Raw genomic sequence first — 22,167 nt, 5'->3', positions numbered from 1 at the left:
CCGGCCTCCGCGTCCCTCCTCCGGCACCCGCGTCCTCAGAGCTCCCCGTCCTGGGACGGGGACTCGTCGGAGGACCACGGGTCGCTCAGCCACAGGTCGTCGGCAGGCAGCGGCGCGAGCAGCTCGGCGAGCGCCTCGTCCAGACCCAGCCGCTCGGTCTCCGTACCGGGCGGCACCACGCGCAGCGTCCGCTCCACCCAGGCGGCCACCGCGGCGGACGGCACCTCCAGCAGGGCGTTGCCGTCGGGCGAGGTCAGGGCGACACAGATGACGTTGCGCTCGTCGATCTTCGTCGGCCAGATCCGCACGTCCCCGTGGCCGCACGGCCGGAACACCCCTTCCACCAGGAGCTCGCGCGCGAACGTCCAGTGCACGGGTGCCTCGGAGCCGATGTGGAACGTGATGTGCACGGCGTACGGGTCGGCGGTGCGGTAGCTCAGCCGGGCGGGGACGGGGATGGAGCGCTCGGGCGACAGGACAAGCTTCAGTTCCAGCTCGCGTTCCACGACGTTCAGCATGAGAGTGCACGACCTTCCGGTGCTCGGTGGCCGGTCCCATGACCGGCCCGCACAAGGAGAGAGCGCCCTCCCTGCCACCTATTACGCGACTTCTCAAAAAAACTTCAGAAGTTCCCGGAAGAAGGTCCAAACACCGGGACCGGCCCGGGGGCGGGCGGCCGTCTGATAGATGTGGACCCTTGTACAGACGGTCTGAGACCTCGAAGAGAGATACGGGACCACGGTGATGAGCGCGCCAACCCCGGCACCCGGTGACGACAGCCCCCGCGAGGGGTACTACCCCGACCCCTCCATTCCCGGTTACGTCCGGTACTGGAACGGCGCTTCATGGGTTCCCGGTACGAGTCGGCCGGCGCCCCAGCAGGGCGAGACGGCCCCCGCGCCGCCGCCCTCCGACGCGGCTGCCGCACCTGGGCAGCGGGCGGCTTCGATGGAGGAGACCGGGCCGGTCTTCTTCGACGAGGTCGACGACGTCGACGAAGTCCACGGAACCGACGGCGCACCGGGTGCGGCCGGCCGGCCGCCCACCGGCAGCCGCTCCGAAGCGGCGCCCTCCTGGCAGGCCGACACCTCCCGGCAGACCGGCTTCGGCGGAGACCGCGACCGCCGCGTCTCCTGGGGCGGCGGCCAGGCGGCCCAGGGCACCCCCGACGCGCACACCCCCGCCGACAGCGCTCCCGGGGACCGGGTCCCGGGCGGCCGCGCCCCCGTGGGACGGACCCCCGCCGACCGCGCCCCCGCCGACCCCCGTCGGCCCGCGGCGCAGGACCCGACCGGCGGCGCGCTGCCCGGCATGCGGGACGGCAGCGCGCCCGTACCGGACGGCACCATGGCCATCCGGTCCGACCGGCCCGCGGCGGACGCGGGACGCCCCCCGGCCGACGGCACGGTCACGATCCGCGCCACGGGAAGCCAGGGCGGCCAGGGCGGCCAGAGGAGCCAAGGCAGCCAGAGCGGCCAAAGCAGCCAGGGCGGCGGCGCCAGGCCGGACCGGTCGCGTGACACCGGGCCCGTGCCCGACGGGACGATGACGATCCGCGCGGTGGGCTCCGGCCCCACCCCGCAGGCACCGGCACCGCAGGCCACCACCCCGCAGCGCACCGCCCCGGCTCCCGCCCAGCGACAGGCACCGCCCGAGGCGGCGCACCCCCAGGCGGCCCCTAACCAGCCCCACAGCCAGGCCCCCGCACCCCTCCCCGCGCCGGCCCCCGCCCCCGTACCCCCGGCCCTCCACACGCCCCTCACGCCCGGTCCCGGCGGCGGCTCCGCCTCCTGGGCCCAGCAGGTGCACCAGCTCGCCCAGCCCGAGCAGGCGGCGCACCCCGCGCAGCAACTCCAGCCCCAGCAGCACCCGGGACAGCAGGGCAACCAGCAGCACCCGGGACAGCAGGCACCCCGGCCCGACCAGCCCGTCGCGCCCTGGAAGCCGCCCGTCGACGACCACTTCCAGCAGCTCGCCCGCGCCCAGACCTCGGCCAGGCCCGCCGGGCTCGGCAAGCGGTTCGCCGCCCGGCTCCTCGACACCGTCGTACTCGGCGCGGTCGTCGGCGCGGTCGGATTCCCGCTCGTCACCCAGGCCCTGGACCACATCGACGAGAAGATCGAGGCCGCCAAGCAGTCCGGCGAGACGGTCACCGTCTGGCTGGTGGACTCCACGACGGCCGGTCTGTTCGGCGGCGTGCTCGGCGCCTTCCTCGTCCTCGGCTTCCTCCTGGAGGCGCTGCCCACCGCCAAGTGGGGGCGCACGCTCGGCAAGAAGCTCTGCGGCCTGGAAGTGCGCGACATCGAGTCCCACGGCCCGCCCACCGTGGGGGCCGCCCTGCGCCGCTGGCTCGTCTACGGCGTGCTCGGCATCCTGGTCGTCGGCGTACTCAACGTGCTGTGGTGTCTGATCGACCGTCCGTGGCGCCAGTGCTGGCACGACAAGGCGGCCCGCACCTTCGTCGCGGGCTGACGCCCCGTCGCCCGCCCCGGCTGCCCCACCCCTTCCCCCGAACGCACCTGAGCCGTTGCGGGCGGGGGTGGGCCGGGGTGCACTGCCCCCATGAGTAACGACCAGCCGACGCCCGGCCAGCCGCCCGAGGACGACGATCCGTTCCTCAAGAAGCCGCAGGAGCCGACGCCGCCGTCCGGGGGTTCTCCCTACGGCAGCGTGCCGCCTCCGCCGCCTCCGCCGCCGCCGTACGATCCGGGTCAGTACGGCGGTCAGTACGGTGGCGTCGACCCACTGGCCGGGATGCCGCCGCTCGCCGAACCGGGCAAGCGGATTCTGGCGCGGCTGATCGACTTCCTCATCATCTCGATCCCGCTGTATCTGATCTCGCTGCCCTTCGGCGGCGCGGTCGACGTCACGAACGACGACGGCGACGAGGACTTCTCCTCGGCCCTCAGCAACTCGTACACCGGGCACCAGCTGCTCTGGTCGCTGATCGGCCTCGTTGTCTACGTCGCGTACGACACGTACCTGACCAAGAAGGACGGCCGGACGATCGGGAAGCGGCTGCTGAAACTGCGCGTCGCGATGCTCAACGACGGCCGCGTACCGGACACCAGCTCCGCGCTGATGCGTGCGGTCGTGCTGTGGCTTCCGGCGCTGCTGTGCTGCCCGTGCCTGTGGTGGCTGATCAACATCGTGCTGATGTTCACGGACAAGCCCTACCGGCAGGGCCTCCAGGACAAGGCGGCCAAGACAGTGGTGGTGTCCGTCCCGTAGGGAATGGCGTGCGTGGCACGCGTGGCGCGGCCGGCCCCGGTGCTCAGCGTCGCAGCGAGTGTTCCTCGACGCGTTCGGCGGAGCGGGCGGCGGGGACCTTCGCCGAGATCCCGTCGAGCGCCTGTCGCGTACGGACGGCGGCCGACGGCGTCGCCGTCCCGGTCCTCCGCGCCGCCTTCGTGCGCTTCGGCAGGGTCACGGCCACCAGCAGACCGAGCGCGAGCGCCGCGGTGCAGACGACTGCGACGGCGACGAGTGAAGTCGCGCCGGAGAGCAGCAGCATGGCGAGGGCCGAGAAGACGACGGTGACCGAACCGTAGGAAAGCTGTGCGGCAGTCGGATGCGGCATGGCGATATCCGTCCTCGGGACGTCGGCTGGGGCAGTCTCTCAACACAGTCGCTCTGTCAAGCGACTCTACGACGGTGGATGCCCGACTGGAACGTGCAGTAAGCGTGACCTAACCCACCGTGCCGATGCACGGGGGGCGCACTGGGTCACGTTCTTCGTCAACATGCCGGTCTGACGCGCCCGTTGCCGTTTCGTGAACGTCCGCATACCGGAAAGAGACTCCTGCATAGTGCACTTGGTATGTCCAAGTCAAGGTCTGTCTTTTCTTCCATAACTCCGATCGAATGTCGTCACTTGTGACGCGTTTACGCGCGCGGCCCTTCAGAAACCCCCTGGCCGCGGACGCGGGCGCTGGGGAGGACTGGATCAAGTGACCACTAAGAGACGTGCGCTCCGCGCCACCGCGGTTGCCGTGGCCCTGGCGGCGAGCGCCGCCACGGCATCGGCATTCGCCACAGCCCAGGCGGACGACCAGCCCTCGGGCTCGGGTGCCTCCATCATCGACCGCCGTGACCCGGCGGCTCCGGCGAAGGGGCACGACCACGACCTGGAGGGACCCTTCAGCAAGCAGCAGGACGCACAGCGTCAGGCCGCCCTGGAGCAGGTCATATCCGGCGACAAGAAGGTCGCGAACCGCAACGGTTCCAAGGTCGTCAAGCTCGACGACAAGAAGTACGTCGAGCTCGGCCGCGAGAAGACCGACAAGATCTTCACCATCCTGGTGGAGTTCGGCGACCAGGTCGACAACACCACCATGTTCGACCCGGACGGCGACGGCCCCAAGCCGCCCGTCAAGAAGTTCGGCGGCACGCCCGGCCCGGCGCACAACCAGATAGCCGAGCCCGACCCGGCGAAGGACAACAGCACCGCCTGGAAGGCCGATTACAACCAGGCCCACTTCCAGGAGCTGTACTTCGGCGAGGGCAAGGGCGTCGACTCGCTCAAGACCTACTACGAGAAGACCTCCTCGGGCCGCTACTCGGTCGACGGCGCGGTCTCGGACTGGGTCAAGGTCCCCTACAACGAGGCCCGTTACGGTTCCAACTACTGCGGCAGCAGCAACTGCGCCAACGTGTGGGACACGGTGCGCGACGGCGTCAACGCCTGGGTCGCGGACCAGAAGGCCAAGGGCCGCACCCTCGACCAGATCAAGACGGACCTGGCGCAGTACGACCAGTGGGACCGTTACGACTTCGACGGTGACGGCAACTTCAACGAGTCCGACGGCTACATCGACCACTTCCAGCTGGTCCACGCCGGCGAGGACGAGTCGGCGGGCGGCGGTGCCCAGGGCACCGACGCGCTGTGGGCGCACCGCTGGTACGCGTACGGCACCAACGCCGGTGCCACCGGCCCGGCCAACAACAAGGCCGGCGGCGCCGAGATCGGTGACACGGGCATCTGGGTCGGTGACTACACCGCACAGCCCGAGAACGGCGGCCTGGGCGTCTTCGCCCACGAGTACGCCCACGACCTCGGTCTCCCGGACCTGTACGACACCTCCGGCGGCGGCGAGAACTCGGTCGGCTTCTGGTCCCTGATGTCGGCGGGCTCCTGGCTCGGCACCGGCACCGGTGAGATCGGCAACCTGCCGGGCGACATGACCGCCTGGGACAAGCTCCAGCTGGGCTGGCTCGACTACGACACCGCCAAGGCGGGCAAGCGCTCGCTGCACAAGCTCGGTGTGTCGGCGTACAACACGAAGGACAAGCAGGCGCTCGTCGTCGAGCTCCCCGAGAAGGCCGTCACCACCACCGTCACGAAGCCCGCCGAGGGCTCGAAGCAGTGGTGGAGCGACATGGGCGACGACCTGTCGAACACGCTGACCCGCTCGGTCGACCTGACCGGCAAGTCCGCCGCTTCGCTGGACCTCTCGGGCTGGTACGACATCGAGGCCGACTACGACTACCTCTACACCGAGGTGTCCGAGAACGGCGGCGCCAACTGGACCGCCCTCGACGGCACGGCCGACGGCAAGGCGATCCCGCGCGACGCCAGCGACAAGCCGGCGCTCACCGACGTCTCGGGCGCCTACAAGAAGCTCTCGTACTCCCTGAACGCCTACGCGGGCAAGAAGTTCGACCTCCGCTTCCGCTACCAGACGGACGGCGGCGCGGGCGGCAAGGGCTTCACCGCCGACGCCATCACCGTGAACGCGGACGGCGCCGTGCTCTTCACGGACAACGCCGAGGGCGACGACAACGGCTGGACCGCCAAGGGCTTCTCCCGGATCGGTGCGTCGTTCACCCAGGACTACCCGCAGTACTACATCGCCGAGAACCGCCAGTACGTCTCGTACGACAAGACCCTCAAGGTCGGCCCGTACAACTTCGGTTTCTCGACGACCCGTCCCGACTGGGTCGAGCACTACCCGTACCAGAACGGTCTGATGGTGTGGCTCTGGGACAAGTCCCAGAAGGACAACAACACCTCCCAGCACCACGGCCAGGGTCTGATCCTTCCGGTCGACTCCCACGCCAAGCCGCTGAAGTGGGCCAACGGCTCGCTGCTGCGCAACAAGATCCAGCCGTTCGACGCCCCGTTCAGCTGGCAGCGGACCGACGGCTTCACGCTCCACAACGCCGACGTGCCGCTGCGGATCAAGCCGTCGCACGGTGTCCCGGTCTTCGACGACCGCAAGGGCACGTACTGGTACGCGGAGAACCCGACGGGAAGCGTCAAGGTTCCTGACACCAACACCCGGATCTCGATCGTCAGCGAGCCGCGCAGCGGCTCGACGATGACCGTCCTGGTCGGTCCGTCGACCAAGTAATTCGTATCACCGCAGGTCAAACCATGATCGGCCGTCGCCCTCTAGCGGGTGGCGGCCGATCGTGTTTAGGTGCCTCTTGTTCAGATCCTTATTGACATGACGTCTTACGGGGGAGCGCGGAACATGGCAGGCGGAGGTTTCTGCAGGTTGCCGAACGGCACGGTGGTGGTCGCACTCACCCTGACCCACACCGCGGAGGGGGCGGACCCGGCGGCGCCGGTCCGTGTCCTGGTGCACGCGGCCAACCGGGCCCGCGCCCTGACCCGGCTGCGCAACCTGGGCCTGCGCGCCGTCTACCTCCGCGGCAACGCCCAGCCGCCCACCCCGGACGAGATCACGGCCGTGCTGCACCACCCGGACGGCCTGCTGTGGCGGGCCTCTCCGCAGACCGGCCAGGAGCTCTGGCACCCGATCCGCGCCCTGCTGAGACCGGGCGGACCACCGGCTTGCCGGAGAGCTCCACGCCCGCCGTACGGAGTTCCGTCAGCGCCCGCTCGGTGGTCCCCTCGGCGACGCCGGCGGTCAGCTCCAGCAGGACGTGCGTGGTGAAGCCCTCGCGGGCCGCGTCGAGTGCCGTCGCCCGGACGCAGTGGTCGGTCGCGATACCGACCACGTCGACCTCGGTGACGGAGCGCTCCCGCAGCCACTGGGCGAGGCCGACACCGTTCTCGTCGACGCCCTCGAAGCCGCTGTAGGCCGCGGCGTACGCGCCCTTGTCGAAGACGGTGTCGATGGCGCCCGAGGCGACGGCGGGGGCGAAATTGGGGTGGAAGCCGACCCCCTCGGTACCGGCGACGCAGTGCGCGGGCCAGGAGTCCTCGAAGTCGGGCCGGTCCGAGAAGTGCCCGCCCGGGTCGACGTGGTGGTCCCGGGTGGCGACCACGTGCCGGTATCCGGGCTGGGCCTCACCGATCAGGTCGGTGATGGCGGCGGCGACATCGGCGCCTCCCGCCACCGCGAGGCTGCCGCCCTCGCAGAAGTCGTTCTGAACGTCCACGACGATCAACGCGCGGTGCATGGCGGGTGTCCTTCGGTGGGGGAGAGGTGCGACGGTCGGGCCGGGTGGGGATGTCTTCGAGCCTAGAGACTCCGGCCCCACAATCAAGCCCGCCCGGCCACCGATGCGGTGCTTCAGGCGTGCGAGGTGCTCAGACGTACTCGGTGGGGATCACCGGCTCGCCGCGCGACAGCTGGCTCGCCGACATCGGCAGGCCCCCGCGGGCGGCGATGTGCCGGGTGCGGGCGGCCTCCAGCGGCTCGCGCGCGAGGACTTCGCCGCCCCGCACCAGCTCCACCAGCAGCTGCCGGTCGGCGAGTTCGGCCGGAACCGGTCCGGTGCCGATCACCTCGGCCTCGGCCACTCCGTCCTCGTCCAGCCGGCGCGCGGCCCACTTGCGGCCGCCCACCGAGGACTTGGCGCCCAGCGACTTCTTGGCGACGGGGCGCAGCGGCTCCGCCGGATCGGCGGAACCCGCCCGGGCGACCAGCTTGTAGACCATCGAGCAGGTGGGGTGGCCGCTGCCCGTGACCAGTTGCGTCCCCACCCCGTAGGCGTCGACCGGAGCCGCGGCGAGCGAGGCGATGGCGTACTCGTCCAGGTCGGACGTCACCACGATCTTCGTCTCGGTGGCGCCCAGCTCGTCCAGCTGCTGCCGCACCCGGTGCGCGACCAGGAGCAGGTCCCCGGAGTCGATCCGTACGGCCCCGAGCTCCGTGCCGGCGATCTCCACCGCCGTACGGACCGCCTCGGTCACGTCGTACGTGTCGACGAGGAGCGTCGTGCTCCGGCCGAGGGAGTCGACCTGGGCCTGGAACGCGTCGCGCTCGGTGTCGTGGAGCAGGGTGAAGGCGTGGGCACTCGTACCGACGGTCGGAATGTTGTACCGGAAGCCCGCGGCCAGGTCGGACGTGGTGTCGAAACCGCCGACGTACGCGGCACGGGCCGACGCCACGGCGGACAGTTCGTGCGTGCGGCGCGCGCCCATCTCGATCAGCCGGCGGCCACCGGCCGCGGCCGACATCCGGGAGGCCGCTGCGGCGATCGCCGAGTCGTGGTTGAGGATGGAGAGGATCACGGTCTCCAGCAGCACGCACTCCGCGAAGGAGCCCTCGACCCGCAGGATCGGCGAGCCGGGGAAGTACACCTCGCCCTCCGGGTAACCCCAGATGTCGCCGCTGAACCGGTAGCCGGCCAGCCATTCGAGGGTCGGCTCGTCGACGATGTTCCGGTCGCGGAGGAAGGTCAGCATCTCGTCGTCGAAGTGGAAGTTCTCCACCGCGTCGAGCACCCGCCCCGTTCCTCCGACCACTCCGTACCGCCGCCCCTCGGGAAGCCGCCGGGTGAATGCCTCGAACACCGAGTGCCGGTCCGCGGTGCCGGCCTTCAGTGCGGCCTGCACCATCGTGAGCTCGTACTGGTCGGTGAAGAGTGCGGTCGACGGCACACCGACCCGCCGCCCAAGGTCCGCTGAGTTCATGACACGGATGCTACCCCCTATTTCGTCAAAGTGACGAGATGTAGGGTCCGTTTGTGCGATGAGCCCTCTCGGGTGGCAGCATGGGGTAGGTGAGCGTTGCTGCCCCCGTAGAGATCGAACGTCCCGAATCGGCCGAGGAGACCTCCGTCGTCCCCGAGCCCGATGTCCCCTGGCTGACGCTGGTGCACAACGACCCGGTCAACCTCATGAGCTACGTGACCTATGTCTTCCAGGCGTACTTCGGCTACTCCAAGGACAAGGCCCACAAGCTGATGCTCGACGTCCACCAGAAGGGCCGCGCCGTCGTCTCCAGCGGAAGCCGCGAGGAGATGGAACGCGACGTCCAGGCCATGCACGGCTACGGCCTCTGGGCGACGCTGACCCAGGACCGCAACTAGCCCCGTCGCCGACCCCGCCCCGCCCCTCCTTCCGCCCCACCATCGGAGAATCCATGGCCGGCCATTTCGAGGCCACCCCCGGCGGCGGCGCGGCCGTCGCGCTCGACGAGGTCGAGATCGCCATCCTGCGCTCCCTCGCCATCCAACTGCTGGAACTGATCGGTCCTGGTGACGAACCCGCCGAGGGCGAGGACCCCCTCGCCGCACTCTTCGCCGAGGGCCCCAGCGAACCGCCGTCCGACCCCGCCCTGGCCCGGCTCTTCCCCGAGGCGTACGGCGACGAGGACAAGGAGCTGCGCGAGGCGTCCGCCGAATTCCGCCGCTTCACCGAGAACGACCTGCGCACCCGCAAGCGCGACGACGCCCTCGCCGTCGTCAGGACCCTGGACTCGCTCTCGCCCGCCGCGGACGGCGGCGCCGTACTCAGGCTCACCGCTGAGGAATGCCACCACTGGCTGGGCTCCCTCAACGACCTGCGGCTCACCATCGGCACCCGCCTGGAGGTCTCCGACGAGGACGGCGCCGAGGACGGCTCGCTCTACCGCCTTCCCGACAGCGACCCGCGCAAGCCCATGGTGATGGCCTACCTCTGGCTCGGCGCCCTCCAGGAAACGCTCGTCGAGACACTGATGCCGTAGGTGTTCGCTCAACGGACGCTCAAATCCGAATAACGATCGCGTCACCTGAATGGCCTTTTTTGCTGCGCCTGGAAACGCTTGTCCGCTTTTTCCTGTGGCGTGCGCCACACCATGACTCCCGGCCCCCCGGGGCATACGTGATAAATCTTCACGACCACCCGGGGACGCCACCCCTGTCCCCGGGGGCGCTACACACCGGCCGAACGCCGGCGGCACTCCATCCATATCCGGGGGGATCAGGACCTGATCCGCAGCCTGCGAAGGCGCGGATCAGCGTGGAGAAAGGCGCATCACCCATGACATCGGCGCAGGTCGACAAGGGGCACGCAGGGCAGGAGCCCGCGAATGCCGAAACAACGGGCGAGGGATACCAGCGCGGACTGGGAGCCCGGCAGATCCAGATGATCGCCATCGGCGGAGCCATCGGTACCGGGCTCTTCCTGGGTGCGGGCAAGGCCATCGACCGGGCGGGGCCCAGTCTCATCCTGGCCTACGCCATCGCGGGCCTGGTGATCTTCTTCATCATGCGGTCCCTGGGCGAACTCCTCATGTACCGCCCGGTGTCGGGCTCATTCTCGGAGTACGCCCGCGAATTCATCGGCCCGTTCTTCGGGTTCGTGACCGGCTGGACCTACTGGCTGTTCTGGGTCGTCACCGGAATCACCGAGGTCACCGCAGCCGCCACCTATATGACGTACTGGTGGGACATTCCCCAGTGGCTGTCCGCGCTCGTATTCACGATCATTCTGTTCGGCGCCAACCTGATCTCCGTGAAGCTCTTCGGTGAGCTCGAATTCTGGTTCTCGATGGTCAAGGTCACCGCGATCATCGGCATGATCCTGATCTGCGCCGGCGTCCTCACGATCGGCTTCTCCGACGCAGGGGACACCGCGACCGTCGCCAATCTCTGGAACGACGGCGGATTCTTCCCCGAAGGCATCGGCGGCACGCTGATGACCCTCCAGATCGTGATGTTCGCCTTCCTCGCCGTCGAACTCGTCGGCGTCACCGCGGGCGAGTCCAAAGACCCGAAGACCGTCCTGCCCAAGGCCATCAACACCGTGCCGTGGCGCATCGCCGTCTTCTACGTCGGCGCGCTGATCATGATCCTCTCCGTGGTGCCGTGGAGCTCGTTCGAGCCGGGCGTCTCCCCGTTCGTCGCCGCCTTCGAACAGATGGGCCTCGGCGTCGGCGCCGCCATCGTCAACTTCGTCGTCCTCACCGCGGCGCTCTCCTCCTGCAACTCCGGCATGTACTCCACCGGACGCATGCTCCGCGACCTGGCACTCAACGGCCAGGGCCCCAAGGCGTTCACCAAGCTGACGAAGAACGGCCTGCCGCTCGCGGGCACCTCCTTCTCCGCCGCACTGATGCTCGTCGGCGTCTGGATCAACTACCAGTGGCCGGGCGACGCGTTCAACTACGTCGTCTCCTTCGCGACCATCTCCGGCATGTGGGCCTGGATCATGATCCTGGTCTGCCAGCTCCGCTACCGCGCCAAGGCCGACCGCGGTGAACTGCCGCAGTCCACCTTCAGGGCGCCCGGCGCACCCTTCACCAGCTGGTTCGCACTTGCCTTCATCGGCCTCGTCATCGTCATGATGGCCGTCGACAAGGACGCCCGGATCTCCCTGTACTGCGCCCCGCTGTGGGCCCTGATCCTCGGTGTCTCCTACCTGGTGCTCAAGGCCCGCAACCCCGAGAACACCGCCTTCGTCAAGCGCTGACCACGCCCGGAGGCATTCCCGGACGCCCGGCCGCCCCAACGGCCCCGTCCACCATGTGGGCCCGCCCGTACCACTCCCCGGTACGTGCGGGCCCACATGCATATCCTGAACGCCATGCTGACCATCACCCAGGCGCTGTACGACCAGATCGTCGCGCACTCCCGCGCAGACCACCCCGACGAGGCGTGCGGCGTGGTCGCGGGCCCGGCCGGAACGGGGCGCGCCGAACGCTTCATCCCCATGCTCAACGCCGCTCGCTCGCCCACGTTCTACGAGTTCGACTCGGGCGACCTGCTGAAGCTCTACCGCGAGATGGACGACCGCGACGAAGAGCCCGTGATCATCTACCACTCGCACACCGCGACCGAGGCATACCCCTCGCGCACCGACCTCACCTACGCCAACGAGCCCGGGGCCCACTACGTCCTCGTCTCCACCGCGGACACCGACGAGGCGGGCCCCTTCCAGTTCCGCTCGTACCGCATCGTCGACGGCGAGGTCACGGAAGAGGACGTCCAGGTCGTCGAGGCGTACTGAGCCGGCCCCTGGCTCCCGAACCCCTCCGGAAAAGTCATCTCCCGGACCGGGAACGGGAGTCAGGAGCCGGCCCGCCGCACTCCCGTGCCGGGCTCACCGGCCGGACCCACCTGCGCTCCTGAGCGCGCTGTCCACACAGTGAACACATACCATCCACCATGCGAGATCACACTCGGGTTTCCCGGGTGGGAATCGATACGATGACCGCATGGTTCTCCATGACGTGAGCGACAAGACGCCGGGCATGCTGCTCGTCGCGCGGCTGCACGTCGACCTGTGCAGGCTGTCCAGCGCGATCTGTCCCGGCCGCAGCCTGCCCGTGAGCCGCACGGTCTGAGCCCCGGCCCGAGCGCCACCCACCCGCCCCACCCCCTGCGCGGGGGCAGAAACGCGCGCCCCACGCCACCTCTCCGCATTCGACAGGAGCCCACGCCATGGCCATCGAGGTCCGCATCCCGACCATCCTCCGCACCTACACCGACGGCGCCAAGGCGGTCAACGGCAGCGGGGAGACCATCGCCGACCTGTTCACCGACCTGGAGAGCCGTCACAACGGCATCCGCGAACGCATCGTCGACGCTGGCGAACTCCGCCGCTTCGTGAACGTGTACCTCAACGACGAAGACGTCCGCTTCCTCGACGGCATCAACACCAAGCTGAGCGACGGCGACAGCATCACCATCCTCCCGGCCGTCGCCGGCGGCATGCGCTGATGCGGTACGACACCCCGCTGGCGGCCGTGGGCAACACACCCCTCGTCCGCCTGCCCCGGCTGTCCCCGTCCGACGACGTACGCATCTGGGCCAAACTGGAGGACCGCAACCCCACCGGCTCGATCAAGGACCGCCCCGCGCTCCACATGGTCGAACAGGCGGAGAAGGACGGCCGCCTCACCCCCGGCTGCACGATCCTCGAACCCACCAGCGGCAACACCGGCATCTCACTCGCCATGGCGGCCAAGCTCAAGGGCTACCGCATCGTCTGCGTCATGCCGGAGAACACCTCGCAGGAACGCCGCGACCTGCTCACCATGTGGGGCGCCGAGATCATCCCGTCCCCGGCCGCCGGCGGCTCCAACACCGCCGTCCGCGTCGCCAAGGAACTCGCCGCCGAGCACCCCGACTGGGTCATGCTCTACCAGTACGGAAACCCGGACAACGCGGGCGCCCACTACGCGACGACCGGCCCGGAGATCCTCGCGGACCTCCCCTCCATCACCCACTTCGTCGCCGGCCTCGGCACGACAGGCACCCTCATGGGCGTGGGCCGCTACCTGCGCGAACAGGTCGAGGGCATCAAGATCGTCGCAGCCGAGCCGCGCTACGACGACCTCGTCTACGGCCTGCGCAACCTCGACGAGGGCTTCGTCCCCGAGCTGTACGACGCCTCGGTCCTCACCACCCGCTTCTCGGTCGGCTCGGCCGACGCGGTCACCCGCACCCGCGAACTCCTCCAGCAGGAGGGCATCTTCGCGGGCGTCTCCACGGGCGCCGCCCTGCACGCCGCGATCGGCGTCGGAAACAAGGCCGTCAAGGCCGGCGAAACAGCCGACATCGTCTTCGTCGTCGCCGACGGCGGCTGGAAGTACCTGTCCACGGGCGTCTACACCGCCCCCACGACCGAAGCGGCCATCGAAACACTCCACGGCCAGCTCTGGGCATAACCCCTGCCGACCAAGCACCGGGCGGGCACCGAAACCCCGGCCCGTCCGGCGCTTGAGCACACCGGGAAGGGCCCCACACCCCGCCTCACCGCGACCTGCGCACCCGTGACCACACCCCCGGGTCCACGTCGCCCACCCTCCGCCGGAACCCCCGCACCGCCACACTCCGCGTCTCATCCGGCTCCAGATAGCTCGGCCGCCCCCGCGCATCCCCCACCGTCCCCGGCGCCAGCGCGATCACCCCCGGCCGCTCCGCATGGTGCTTGCTCGTGATCTTGGCGACGACGGCCGTGCCACCCCGTACCGACAGAACGAGACACGGCCGGTCCTTCGACCCGGGCCCGTCCTCGTACGGCACCTCCGCCCACCAGATCTCGCCCGGCCGAGGCAACCGCCCGGCACCGCGCCGCGGCCCCGCCGGCCGACCCGGCGGACGGGCCCGCCCACCCGGACGGCCCCGGCCACCGCGCCCCCGCCCGCCCACCACCGCCACGACGAGAGCGAGCAGTACGACCGCGGCAAGCGCCACCCACCAGGACGTGTTCATACGAACGACCGTACCGGCGCCTTCCATCGAACCGGTGACAGAGCAGGTGAGTTCCCCCACAACGGCAGGCCGCGGAGGAGCGACCAGGTGTTTCGCGCCTTACGCTCGACGAACCGTTCAACGCACCGCTCACCGCACCGCAGGAACCGCACGAACCCTCCCCGTTCCCACGCCTCGGAGGTTCACGCTCCATGAAGCTCACCGTCGTCGGCTGCTCCGGCTCGTTCCCGTCCGCGGGTTCGGCTTGCTCGAGCTACCTCGTAGAGGCCGACGGCTTCCGGCTGCTCCTCGACATGGGCAACGGCGCCCTCGGCGAGCTGCAGCGCCACGTCGGTCTCTACGACCTCGACGCGATCTTCCTCAGCCACCTCCACGCCGATCACTGCATCGACATGTGCGCGTACTTCGTGGTCCGCTACTACCGGCACGACGGCGGACGCCCCGTCCCCATCCCGGTGTACGGCCCCGACGGCACCGAACAGCGCCTGACCACGGCCCACGCCGACACCCCGTCCGACCGGGCGATGAGCGAGGTCTTCGACTTCCACACGCTCAAGTCGGGATCGTTCGAGATCGGCCCCTTCTCGGTGCGTACGGAGCAGCTCTGCCACCCGGTCGAAACCTTCGGCATCCGGGTCGAGCACGACGGCCGGACCCTCACGTACTCCGGCGACACCGGGCCCTGCGAGGCCCTGGACGAACTTGCCGAGGGTGCGGACCTGTTCCTGTGCGAGGCGTCGTTCGTCGACGGCAAGGAAGACATCCCCGACCTTCACCTCAATGGCCGTGAGGCGGGCGAGCACGCCGCGCGCGCCGGAGCCGGGCGCCTCGTCCTCACCCACATCCCGCCGTGGACGGACGCCGCCCGCAACGTGGCCGACGCCCGCGAGGCGTACGACGGCCCGGTCGAGCTGGCCGCCCCGGGCGCGGTGTACGAGGTATAGGGCCTGCGGCACGCAGACGAGGCCCCCACCTTCCGCCGGGAAGGTGGGGGCCTCGTCACATCTGTCCTGGCCGGGCTTACGCCTTGGTCAGGTCCTCGACCTCTTCCTCGGGCTCGCGGCCCGGGGTGGTCAGGTTGAACTTGGTGATTGCGAAGCGGAAGACCACGTAGTAGATCGCCGCGAAGACCAGACCGATCGGGATGATCATCCAGGGCTTGGTCGCCAGGTTCCAGTTCAGGAAGTAGTCGATCGCACCGGCGGAGAAGCTGAAGCCGTGGTGCACGCCCAGACCCCAGGTGACGGCCATCGAGACGGCGGTCAGCACCGCGTGGATCACGTACAGGAGCGGCGCGATGAACATGAACGCGAACTCGATCGGCTCGGTGATACCGGTGACGAAGGAGGTCAGCGCGAGGGACATCATCATGCCGCCGACGGCCTTGCGGCGCTCGGGGCGTGCGCAGTGCGTGATCGCCAGGGCGGCGGCCGGCAGGGCGAACATCATGATCGGGAAGAAGCCGGACATGAACTGACCGGCGGTGGGGTCACCGTGGAAGAAGCGCGGCAGGTCGCCGTGCCACACGCCACCCGCGGAGTCCTTGAAGGAACCGATCTCCTGCCAGGCCACCGTGTTCACGAACTGGTGCATACCGACCGGCAGCAGGCCGCGGTTGACGACACCGAAGACACCGGCGCCGATGGCGCCCAGACCGGTCATCCACTCACCGAAGTTGGTGATGAGGTCGCCGATCGGCTCCCAGACCAGGCCGAACAGGACACCCATGATGGTGCCCACGAAGGCCATGATGATCGGGACGAGGCGGCGGCCGTTGAAGAAGCCGAGCCAGTCCACCAGCTTGGTTCGGTGGTAGCGCTGCCATATGACGGCGGCCAGGAGGCCCATGATGATGCCGCCGAAGACCTTGGGGTCGTTGTACGTCGCCGCGACGTCGACACCCTTGTTGGCCGTCGTGTTGATGACGGCGTCGGAGGTCGGGAACGCGGTCAGCACGTTCTTGTAGACCAGGAAGCCGACCAGGGCGGCGAGTGCGGTGGAGCCGTCGGCCTTCTTGGCGAAGCCGATGGCGATACCGACGCAGAACAGCAGCGGCAGGTTGGCGAAGACCGCGTCACCGGCGGTCGCGAAGACCGTGGCGACCTTGCCCCAGCCGAGGCCCTCGGCCCCGAAGACATCGGGCTGGCCGAGGCGGAGCAGGATGCCCGCCGCGGGCAGCACGGCGATCGGCAGCTGGAGGCTGCGTCCCACCTTCTGCAGGCCCTGGAACAGGCCGGAGCCCCGCTTCTTCGCGGGGGCCGCCGAAGCGGTGGCCGTACTCATCAACTTCCTCCATAGGCAAGGCGCCGCCAGGGACAGGTGCACTTGGGGGGCGACGACTCAAGGAACGCGGCGGGTCAGTGCCGCGTGGTCTGGACCACTCAGTGGTGTAGACCAGTTTTAGCACGGTGAAGGTTAGATAAGGAACCTGCAAATTCCCCTTAATTCGCAGTAGTGCACCCAGCACCCTCAGTGACATGGCGAAGGCCCCCGGACCGCACGGTCCGGGGGCCTTCACGAGGACGCGGGCGAAGCCCGGTGCCTCCTACTTCGTGAGATTCTTCTCGATCTCCTCCTCGACCTCGTCGGGCTCACGCCCAGGGGTCTGGAGATCGAACTTCGTGATTGCGAACCGGAAGATCACGTAGTACACGACGGCGAAGGCCAGGCCGATCGGGATGATCAGCCATGGCTTGGTCGCCAGACTCCAGTTGATGACGTAGTCGATCAGACCCGCCGAGAAGCTGAAGCCGTCCTTCACCCCGAGCGCCCACGTCACCGCCATCGAGACACCGGTGAGCAGCGCGTGGATCGCGTACAGCAAGGGTGCGACGAAGAGGAACGAGTACTCGATCGGCTCGGTGATGCCCGTCACGAACGACGTCAGACCGACCGAGACCATCAGGCCGCCGACCGCCTTGCGCCGGTGCGGCTTCGCGCAGTGGTAGATCGCCAGCGCCGCCGCCGGCAGCGCGAACATCATGATCGGGAAGAATCCCGTGGTGAACTGACCGGCCGTCGGGTCGCCCGCCAGGAAGCGGTTGATGTCACCGTGCACGACGGTGCCGTCCGGCTTGGTGTAGTCACCGAACTGGAACCAGACGAACGTGTTGAGGAACTGGTGCAGGCCGAACACCAGCAGCGCGCGGTTGGCGATACCGAAGATGCCGGAACCCAGCCAGTCCAGGTCCACCAGCCATTCGGAGAAGTCGACCAGCCCGTCACCGATCGGCTGCCACACCCAGGCGCACAGGGACGCGAAGGCCAGACCGACGAACGCCATGATGATCGGGACGAGCCGGCGTCCGTTGAAGAAGCCCAGCCAGTCGACCAATTTGACCCGGTGGTACCGCATCCAGAACCAGGCCGACATCAGGCCCATGATGATGCCACCGAAGACACCGGGGTTCTGGTACTCGGCCGCCGTCACCGTCGCGTCTCCGTCGACGCAGGTGCCGAACCACGTGCCGCCCGACGTGAACGTCGAACCCGGGGCGCAGTCCACCGGGAACGCGTGCAGCACCGAGTAGTAGACGAGGAAGCCGGTCACCGCCGCGAGCGCCGTCGAACCGTCCGACTTCTTCGCCATGCCGATGGCGACACCGACGCAGAACAGGAGAGGCAGACCCAGCCCGGAATCGAGCAGCGCGCCGCCCGCCGCCGCGAACACCTTGGCGACGTTCGTCCAGCCCAGACCGTCGTCACCGAAGACGTCCGGCTGACCGAGCCGGTTGAGGATGCCCGCCGCCGGAAGCACCGCGATCGGCAACTGGAGGCTGCGGCCCATCTTCTGCAGCCCCTGGAAGAGGCCGCTCCACCACTTCCGCGTCGGCACTGCTGCGCTGCTGGAGCTCATCGGCATCCTCCCGGAACACGCCTGGTTTGGCGGTTGTTGCAAACTGGTGTAGACCAGTCGCGGTACGGTGCGGGCCCGCTCGGAAGACAGGGCGCCGGTGATCGTCATCATTCGTGATCAGCCGGAAACGCGCCTGCGAAGTTGGGCCAACCGTGCGTTACCGTGACGAAACGGACCCACGGTGGGCCGCTCACAGCACGCAAAGACCAGGGAGTAGGACATGGCCAGCAAGGCTGAGAAGATCGTCGCCGGGCTCGGCGGCATCGAGAACATCGACGAGATCGAAGGGTGTATCACCCGCCTCCGCACCGAGGTCCACGACGCCAGCAAGGTCGACGAAGCCGCGCTCAAGGCCGCCGGAGCGCACGGCGTCGTCAAGATGGGCACCGCGATCCAGGTCGTCATCGGCACCGACGCCGACCCCATCGCCGCCGACATCGAAGACATGATGTGACCCGCTGACACCGGCTCACCCCACCGGCCGCCGCCCCCCACACCCGGGGAACGGCGGCCGGTCCCGTGCGCCCACGTACGACCATTAGGCTGCCCCCATGTCTCGCATCGACGGCCGCACCCCCGAACAGCTCCGCCCCGTCACCATCGAACGCGGATGGAGCAAGCACGCCGAAGGGTCGGTACTCATCTCCTTCGGCGACACCAAGGTCTTCTGCACCGCCTCCGTCACCGAAGGCGTCCCGCGCTGGCGCAAGGGCAGCGGAGAAGGCTGGGTCACCGCCGAGTACTCGATGCTGCCCCGCTCGACCAACACCCGCGGCGACCGCGAATCCGTACGCGGCAAGATCGGCGGACGCACCCACGAGATCAGCCGGCTCATCGGCCGCTCCCTGCGCGCCGTCATCGACTACAAGGCACTCGGCGAGAACACCATCGTCCTGGACTGCGACGTCCTCCAGGCCGACGGCGGCACCCGCACGGCCGCCATCACCGGCGCCTACGTCGCCCTCGCCGACGCCATCGCCTGGGCCCAGACGAAGAAGATCATCAAGGCCGGGCGCAAGCCGCTGACCGGCACCGTCTCCGCCATCAGCGTCGGCATCGTCGACGGCACCCCCCTCCTCGACCTCTGCTACGAGGAGGACGTCCGCGCCGACACCGACATGAACGTCGTCTGCACCGGCGACGGCCGCTTCGTCGAGGTCCAGGGCACCGCCGAGGCCGAGCCCTTCGACCGCAAGGAACTCAACGCGCTCCTCGACCTCGCCACCGGCGGCTGCGAGGACCTCACCGCAATCCAGCTCGAAGCCCTCGCCCGCACCCTCGGCGAGTAAAGAAGCAACCAAGAACACACCACACAGCGTCGTTACGAGTACGGGCGCACGGGTCGAACCGTGCGCCCGTCCACGTAGCAACCCCCCGGGGAGGGACCGCACCATGGCCACGCGCCACCACCGTCACCACCGCATCGCACTCGCCGTCACAGCCACCCTGCTGACCCTCACCACGGCCGTCGGCTGCAGCGCCCTCGACAAGGCACTCGACTGCGTCCAGACCGCCGACGCGATCGCCACCAGCGTCGGCAAGCTCGAACAGGCCATCTCCACCGCCGCCGACGACCCGACGCAGGCGTCCGAAGCCCTGGACGAGATCGACAGGGAACTGAAGAACCTCGGCGACAAGACCGACAACGCCGACCTCAGCAAGGCCGTCGACGACCTCCAGGCCGGAGTCACCAACGTCCGCGGCTCCATCGAATCCGGCGACGCCACCCCCGACATCACCCCGGTCACCGACGCCGCCGCCGAGATCGGCAAGGTCTGCACCCCGTAGGGACCCCGCTCCACCCGGCGATAATCGACGCATGACCCGCCTCATCCTCGCCACCCGCAACGCCGGGAAGATCACCGAACTCCACGCGATCCTCGCCGACGCAGGACTCACCCACGACCTCGTCGGCGCGGACGCGTACCCCGACATCCCCGACGTCAGGGAAACCGGCGTCACCTTCGCGGAGAACGCCCTCCTCAAGGCCCACGCCCTCGCCCGCGCCACCGGCCACCCGGCCATCGCCGACGACTCCGGCCTCTGCGTCGACGTACTCGGCGGCGCCCCCGGCATCTTCTCCGCCCGCTGGGCCGGCACCCACGGCGACGACCGGGCCAACCTGAACCTGCTCCTGGCCCAGCTCGCCGACATCGACGCCCCCCACCGCACCGCTTACTTCGCCTGCGCGGCAGCCCTGGCCCTCCCCGACGGCACGGAACGCGTGGTCGAAGGCCGCCTCCTGGGCACCCTGCGCCCCACCCCGTCCGGCACGAACGGCTTCGGCTACGACCCGATCCTCCAGCCGGACGGCGAGACGCGAACGTGCGCGGAACTGACCCCAGCTGAGAAGAACGCGATCAGCCACCGGGGCAAGGCGTTCCGGGCGCTGGTGCCGGTGGTGCGGGAGCTGGTGGGCTGAGACCTTCTGCGAACGCCACAGGCCCGGTTCAACAAGGCGTGAGCCATGGACCGGGCCTGTTCGCAAAGTGCGCGAGGAGGGACTCGAACCCTCACGCCACTAGGACACTGGTACCTAAAACCAGCCTGTCTTGCCAATTCCAGCACTCGCGCGCGTTGGCAGTCTACAAGGGGAGGGCGCGTACGCCAGAAGGAGTCAATCGGCGACCGTCTTGGTTCGGCGCCGGTTGCGACACCATGTCTCGGTCAGCGCGTGGCAATTCGGGCACGGATAGCGCAGGTTTTCAGCCCGATTGTCGAGCCAGTCGCCACTGATGTGGTCAATCTGGAGTGTGATCGACTGCCCCAGCCACTCGCCGGTGCTCCCGCACGATGCGCACTGGTAGGGAACGCCAATCTCTTGTAGCGCTCGGTGAAGGCGTGGGCGGTTTGCGCGCGCGGATCCCGAGGGCATAACCACGAGCGTTTTCAGCGCGATCGGTTGAGGTTCGTGTACCCGGGCGGCGCCCCAGGAGCGACGCTTGAAATGGCTCGTGTCGAGCTTCAGCTGAAGGACTTTGCGCCGGACACGTCGGTGATTCGTGTCGTTCACCTCGAGGCTGAGCGTGCGCATGACCTCGGCGTAACTAGTGGCCTCTGGTACCGCTGCCCGCAACGCGTCCTCAGGGATCGTGAGGCGAGCGTTACGGAAGTGGGATGTGTCGATGCCCCTCCTCCGGAGCATCGACGCCACTGCCGCCCGTGACTGGCCGTCGTCGGGAACTCCGAGTGCCCGCGCCACCCCGCGAACGCTTTCGGCGGAGGTGGCGGCCGCCTGTAGTTCCTCGGTGGTGAAGAGCAGGCCAAGCTGGGGGCGATTCATACCGGGGAAGTGGCTGACATCGATCCCTGCGGCTGCGATGCGGCGGGCTATGTGGGACAACGTGCCCGTTGCGGGCGGCGCACCCAGCTTGAGGACGACCTCGCGCAGCGACGATGACGACGCGGCGGCAGCGGCGATCGACGCATCCGGGTACTTCCGCCAGGGACTGCGCTTTTTGAAGTGACTGGTGTCGAGCCCGAGGCCGGCCACCTTTTCCTGGAGTACGCGGCGCCGGCCGCCACTCTTCTTGAGGCCGAGACGTCGCATGAGGTCGGTCCAGTTGGTCGACTCGGCCACCGCTGTCGCCAGCCTCTGCCCGTCGTATGCGTCAGGCACGTCGACCACGCCCGGGAAGCACCGAAGAGCGGTTCAGTGCCACTACTCGACGGCTGCCTCGTGAGGTGTCGCCTACGGCGCTGCCTCCGCACCATCGCACCGCGTCGTTGCAGTTCGTCGTCTCGCGGGCTGCCTCTTCGGGCAGCTCGCGGGTGTACCTGGCCGGCATGTTCCCCTCCGCATCCGGCCGCGCGTTTGCGGCCTCGTACGGAGCAACGAACCGTTAATCGGATGGTCACGTCCGGAATGCGATGGGATGCGGAAGGGCCCGCACCGCTTCTCGGGGACCGAGAACGGTGCGGGCCCGTCCGCGTACAGATCGGGTCCCAACTTGGGGTCCGGGGAGGGCCCG

Annotated in this window: 23 protein-coding genes, 1 tRNA gene and 1 pseudogene; 16 read left to right on the top strand and 9 right to left on the bottom strand. The window is 69.0% G+C overall.

Features of this window, described 5'->3' with window-relative positions; genetic code table 11:
• Positions 1–35 precede the first annotated feature (35 nt).
• Positions 36–518, bottom strand: coding sequence for an SsgA family sporulation/cell division regulator (locus ACFWSK_RS04840; RefSeq protein WP_383782001.1), 483 nt, complete (start codon positions 516–518; stop codon positions 36–38).
• 226 nt (positions 519–744) lie between these two features.
• Here ACFWSK_RS04840 and ACFWSK_RS04835 point away from each other — a divergent pair, with 226 nt between their 5' ends.
• Together ACFWSK_RS04835 and ACFWSK_RS04830 are read left to right on the top strand one after the other, a co-directional pair.
• Positions 745–2,472 carry an RDD family protein gene (locus tag ACFWSK_RS04835; RefSeq protein ID WP_383781998.1) on the top strand — a complete coding sequence of 576 codons (1,728 nt, stop codon included), beginning with the start codon at positions 745–747 and terminating at the stop codon, positions 2,470–2,472.
• Between the two features lie 90 nt (positions 2,473–2,562).
• Positions 2,563–3,231 (top strand): RDD family protein, encoded by a 669-nt coding sequence (locus ACFWSK_RS04830; RefSeq protein ID WP_383781996.1) that lies wholly within the window; start codon positions 2,563–2,565, stop codon positions 3,229–3,231.
• Between the two features lie 43 nt (positions 3,232–3,274).
• On the opposite strand, the gene ACFWSK_RS04825 is transcribed toward ACFWSK_RS04830, so the two are convergent.
• Entirely contained in the window at positions 3,275–3,580 is a 306-nt protein-coding gene (locus ACFWSK_RS04825) for a hypothetical protein (RefSeq protein WP_383781992.1), read from the bottom strand.
• A gap of 370 nt (positions 3,581–3,950) precedes the next feature.
• On the opposite strand from ACFWSK_RS04825, the gene ACFWSK_RS04820 reads away from it, so the two are divergent.
• Together ACFWSK_RS04820 and ACFWSK_RS04815 are read left to right on the top strand one after the other, a co-directional pair.
• Entirely contained in the window at positions 3,951–6,353 is a 2,403-nt protein-coding gene (locus ACFWSK_RS04820) for an immune inhibitor A domain-containing protein (protein ID WP_383781989.1), read from the top strand.
• A 123-nt stretch (positions 6,354–6,476) separates the two neighbouring features.
• Positions 6,477–6,902 (top strand): hypothetical protein, encoded by a 426-nt coding sequence (locus ACFWSK_RS04815; protein ID WP_383782596.1) that lies wholly within the window; start codon positions 6,477–6,479, stop codon positions 6,900–6,902.
• Here ACFWSK_RS04815 and ACFWSK_RS04810 read toward each other — a convergent pair.
• Positions 6,790–7,371: pseudogene (locus tag ACFWSK_RS04810) on the bottom strand (isochorismatase family protein); the annotation flags it as partial. The gene ACFWSK_RS04815 and the pseudogene ACFWSK_RS04810 sit on opposite strands and share 113 nt — an antisense overlap.
• 130 nt (positions 7,372–7,501) lie before the next feature.
• On the bottom strand, positions 7,502–8,830 hold the full coding sequence (locus tag ACFWSK_RS04805) for a nicotinate phosphoribosyltransferase (RefSeq protein WP_383781986.1): 1,329 nt from the start codon (positions 8,828–8,830) through the stop codon (positions 7,502–7,504).
• 89 nt (positions 8,831–8,919) lie between these two features.
• On the opposite strand from ACFWSK_RS04805, the gene clpS reads away from it, so the two are divergent.
• The 7 genes from clpS to ACFWSK_RS04770 all read left to right on the top strand — a co-directional run bounded on the left by clpS (position 8,920) and on the right by ACFWSK_RS04770 (position 13,793).
• Positions 8,920–9,228 carry an ATP-dependent Clp protease adapter ClpS gene (clpS, locus tag ACFWSK_RS04800; RefSeq protein WP_383781983.1) on the top strand — a complete coding sequence of 103 codons (309 nt, stop codon included), beginning with the start codon at positions 8,920–8,922 and terminating at the stop codon, positions 9,226–9,228.
• Positions 9,229–9,281: 53 nt separating this feature from the next.
• The gene (locus ACFWSK_RS04795) at positions 9,282–9,866 is read left to right on the top strand and encodes a DUF2017 domain-containing protein (protein ID WP_383781980.1); all 585 of its coding nucleotides are present in this window, start codon (positions 9,282–9,284) and stop codon (positions 9,864–9,866) included.
• A 296-nt stretch (positions 9,867–10,162) separates the two neighbouring features.
• The gene (locus tag ACFWSK_RS04790) at positions 10,163–11,593 is read left to right on the top strand and encodes an amino acid permease (RefSeq protein ID WP_383781977.1); all 1,431 of its coding nucleotides are present in this window, start codon (positions 10,163–10,165) and stop codon (positions 11,591–11,593) included.
• A gap of 114 nt (positions 11,594–11,707) precedes the next feature.
• Positions 11,708–12,130 (top strand): Mov34/MPN/PAD-1 family protein, encoded by a 423-nt coding sequence (locus ACFWSK_RS04785; RefSeq protein ID WP_383781974.1) that lies wholly within the window; start codon positions 11,708–11,710, stop codon positions 12,128–12,130.
• Positions 12,131–12,338: 208 nt separating this feature from the next.
• Positions 12,339–12,467 carry a putative leader peptide gene (locus ACFWSK_RS04780; protein WP_383781972.1) on the top strand — a complete coding sequence of 43 codons (129 nt, stop codon included), beginning with the start codon at positions 12,339–12,341 and terminating at the stop codon, positions 12,465–12,467.
• A gap of 97 nt (positions 12,468–12,564) precedes the next feature.
• A complete protein-coding gene (locus ACFWSK_RS04775; protein ID WP_383781969.1) occupies positions 12,565–12,843 on the top strand; it encodes a MoaD/ThiS family protein in 279 nt (92 codons plus the stop codon).
• Positions 12,843–13,793, top strand: coding sequence for a PLP-dependent cysteine synthase family protein (locus ACFWSK_RS04770; RefSeq protein WP_383781967.1), 951 nt, complete (start codon positions 12,843–12,845; stop codon positions 13,791–13,793). The genes ACFWSK_RS04775 and ACFWSK_RS04770 overlap by 1 nt, the downstream gene beginning before the upstream one ends.
• Before the next feature lie 85 nt (positions 13,794–13,878).
• Here the strand turns inward: ACFWSK_RS04770 and ACFWSK_RS04765 are convergent, their stop codons facing one another.
• Positions 13,879–14,340 carry a type II toxin-antitoxin system PemK/MazF family toxin gene (locus ACFWSK_RS04765; protein WP_383781965.1) on the bottom strand — a complete coding sequence of 154 codons (462 nt, stop codon included), beginning with the start codon at positions 14,338–14,340 and terminating at the stop codon, positions 13,879–13,881.
• A 191-nt stretch (positions 14,341–14,531) separates the two neighbouring features.
• On the opposite strand from ACFWSK_RS04765, the gene ACFWSK_RS04760 reads away from it, so the two are divergent.
• Positions 14,532–15,284 carry an MBL fold metallo-hydrolase gene (locus ACFWSK_RS04760; protein WP_383781963.1) on the top strand — a complete coding sequence of 251 codons (753 nt, stop codon included), beginning with the start codon at positions 14,532–14,534 and terminating at the stop codon, positions 15,282–15,284.
• Positions 15,285–15,360: 76 nt separating this feature from the next.
• On the opposite strand, the gene ACFWSK_RS04755 is transcribed toward ACFWSK_RS04760, so the two are convergent.
• Together ACFWSK_RS04755 and ACFWSK_RS04750 are read right to left on the bottom strand one after the other, a co-directional pair.
• Positions 15,361–16,623, bottom strand: coding sequence for a PTS transporter subunit EIIC (locus tag ACFWSK_RS04755; protein WP_383781960.1), 1,263 nt, complete (start codon positions 16,621–16,623; stop codon positions 15,361–15,363).
• A 262-nt stretch (positions 16,624–16,885) separates the two neighbouring features.
• Positions 16,886–18,196: a PTS transporter subunit EIIC gene (locus ACFWSK_RS04750; RefSeq protein WP_383781957.1), complete on the bottom strand. Its 1,311-nt coding sequence runs from the start codon at positions 18,194–18,196 to the stop codon at positions 16,886–16,888.
• Between the two features lie 220 nt (positions 18,197–18,416).
• On the opposite strand from ACFWSK_RS04750, the gene ACFWSK_RS04745 reads away from it, so the two are divergent.
• From ACFWSK_RS04745 to rdgB, 4 genes are all read left to right on the top strand, one after another.
• Positions 18,417–18,650 (top strand): glucose PTS transporter subunit EIIB, encoded by a 234-nt coding sequence (locus tag ACFWSK_RS04745; RefSeq protein WP_173313430.1) that lies wholly within the window; start codon positions 18,417–18,419, stop codon positions 18,648–18,650.
• 97 nt (positions 18,651–18,747) lie between these two features.
• The gene (rph, locus tag ACFWSK_RS04740; RefSeq protein WP_383781953.1) at positions 18,748–19,485 is read left to right on the top strand and encodes a ribonuclease PH; all 738 of its coding nucleotides are present in this window, start codon (positions 18,748–18,750) and stop codon (positions 19,483–19,485) included.
• Between the two features lie 103 nt (positions 19,486–19,588).
• Positions 19,589–19,984 (top strand): hypothetical protein, encoded by a 396-nt coding sequence (locus ACFWSK_RS04735; protein ID WP_383781951.1) that lies wholly within the window; start codon positions 19,589–19,591, stop codon positions 19,982–19,984.
• 31 nt (positions 19,985–20,015) lie between these two features.
• Entirely contained in the window at positions 20,016–20,618 is a 603-nt protein-coding gene (rdgB, locus tag ACFWSK_RS04730) for an RdgB/HAM1 family non-canonical purine NTP pyrophosphatase (RefSeq protein ID WP_383781949.1), read from the top strand.
• 68 nt (positions 20,619–20,686) lie between these two features.
• On the opposite strand, the gene ACFWSK_RS04725 is transcribed toward rdgB, so the two are convergent.
• Together ACFWSK_RS04725 and ACFWSK_RS04720 are read right to left on the bottom strand one after the other, a co-directional pair.
• A tRNA-Leu gene (locus ACFWSK_RS04725) sits at positions 20,687–20,770 on the bottom strand.
• Positions 20,771–20,813: 43 nt separating this feature from the next.
• The gene (locus ACFWSK_RS04720; protein WP_383781946.1) at positions 20,814–21,776 is read right to left on the bottom strand and encodes an HNH endonuclease; all 963 of its coding nucleotides are present in this window, start codon (positions 21,774–21,776) and stop codon (positions 20,814–20,816) included.
• Positions 21,777–22,167: the final 391 nt, after the last annotated feature.

It is taken from the genome of Streptomyces sp. NPDC058620 (assembly GCF_042717135.1).
Lineage (GTDB): Bacteria > Actinomycetota > Actinomycetes > Streptomycetales > Streptomycetaceae > Streptomyces.
Note: the sequence above shows the minus strand (reverse complement) of the source record. Positions and strands in the feature narration are given on the sequence as shown.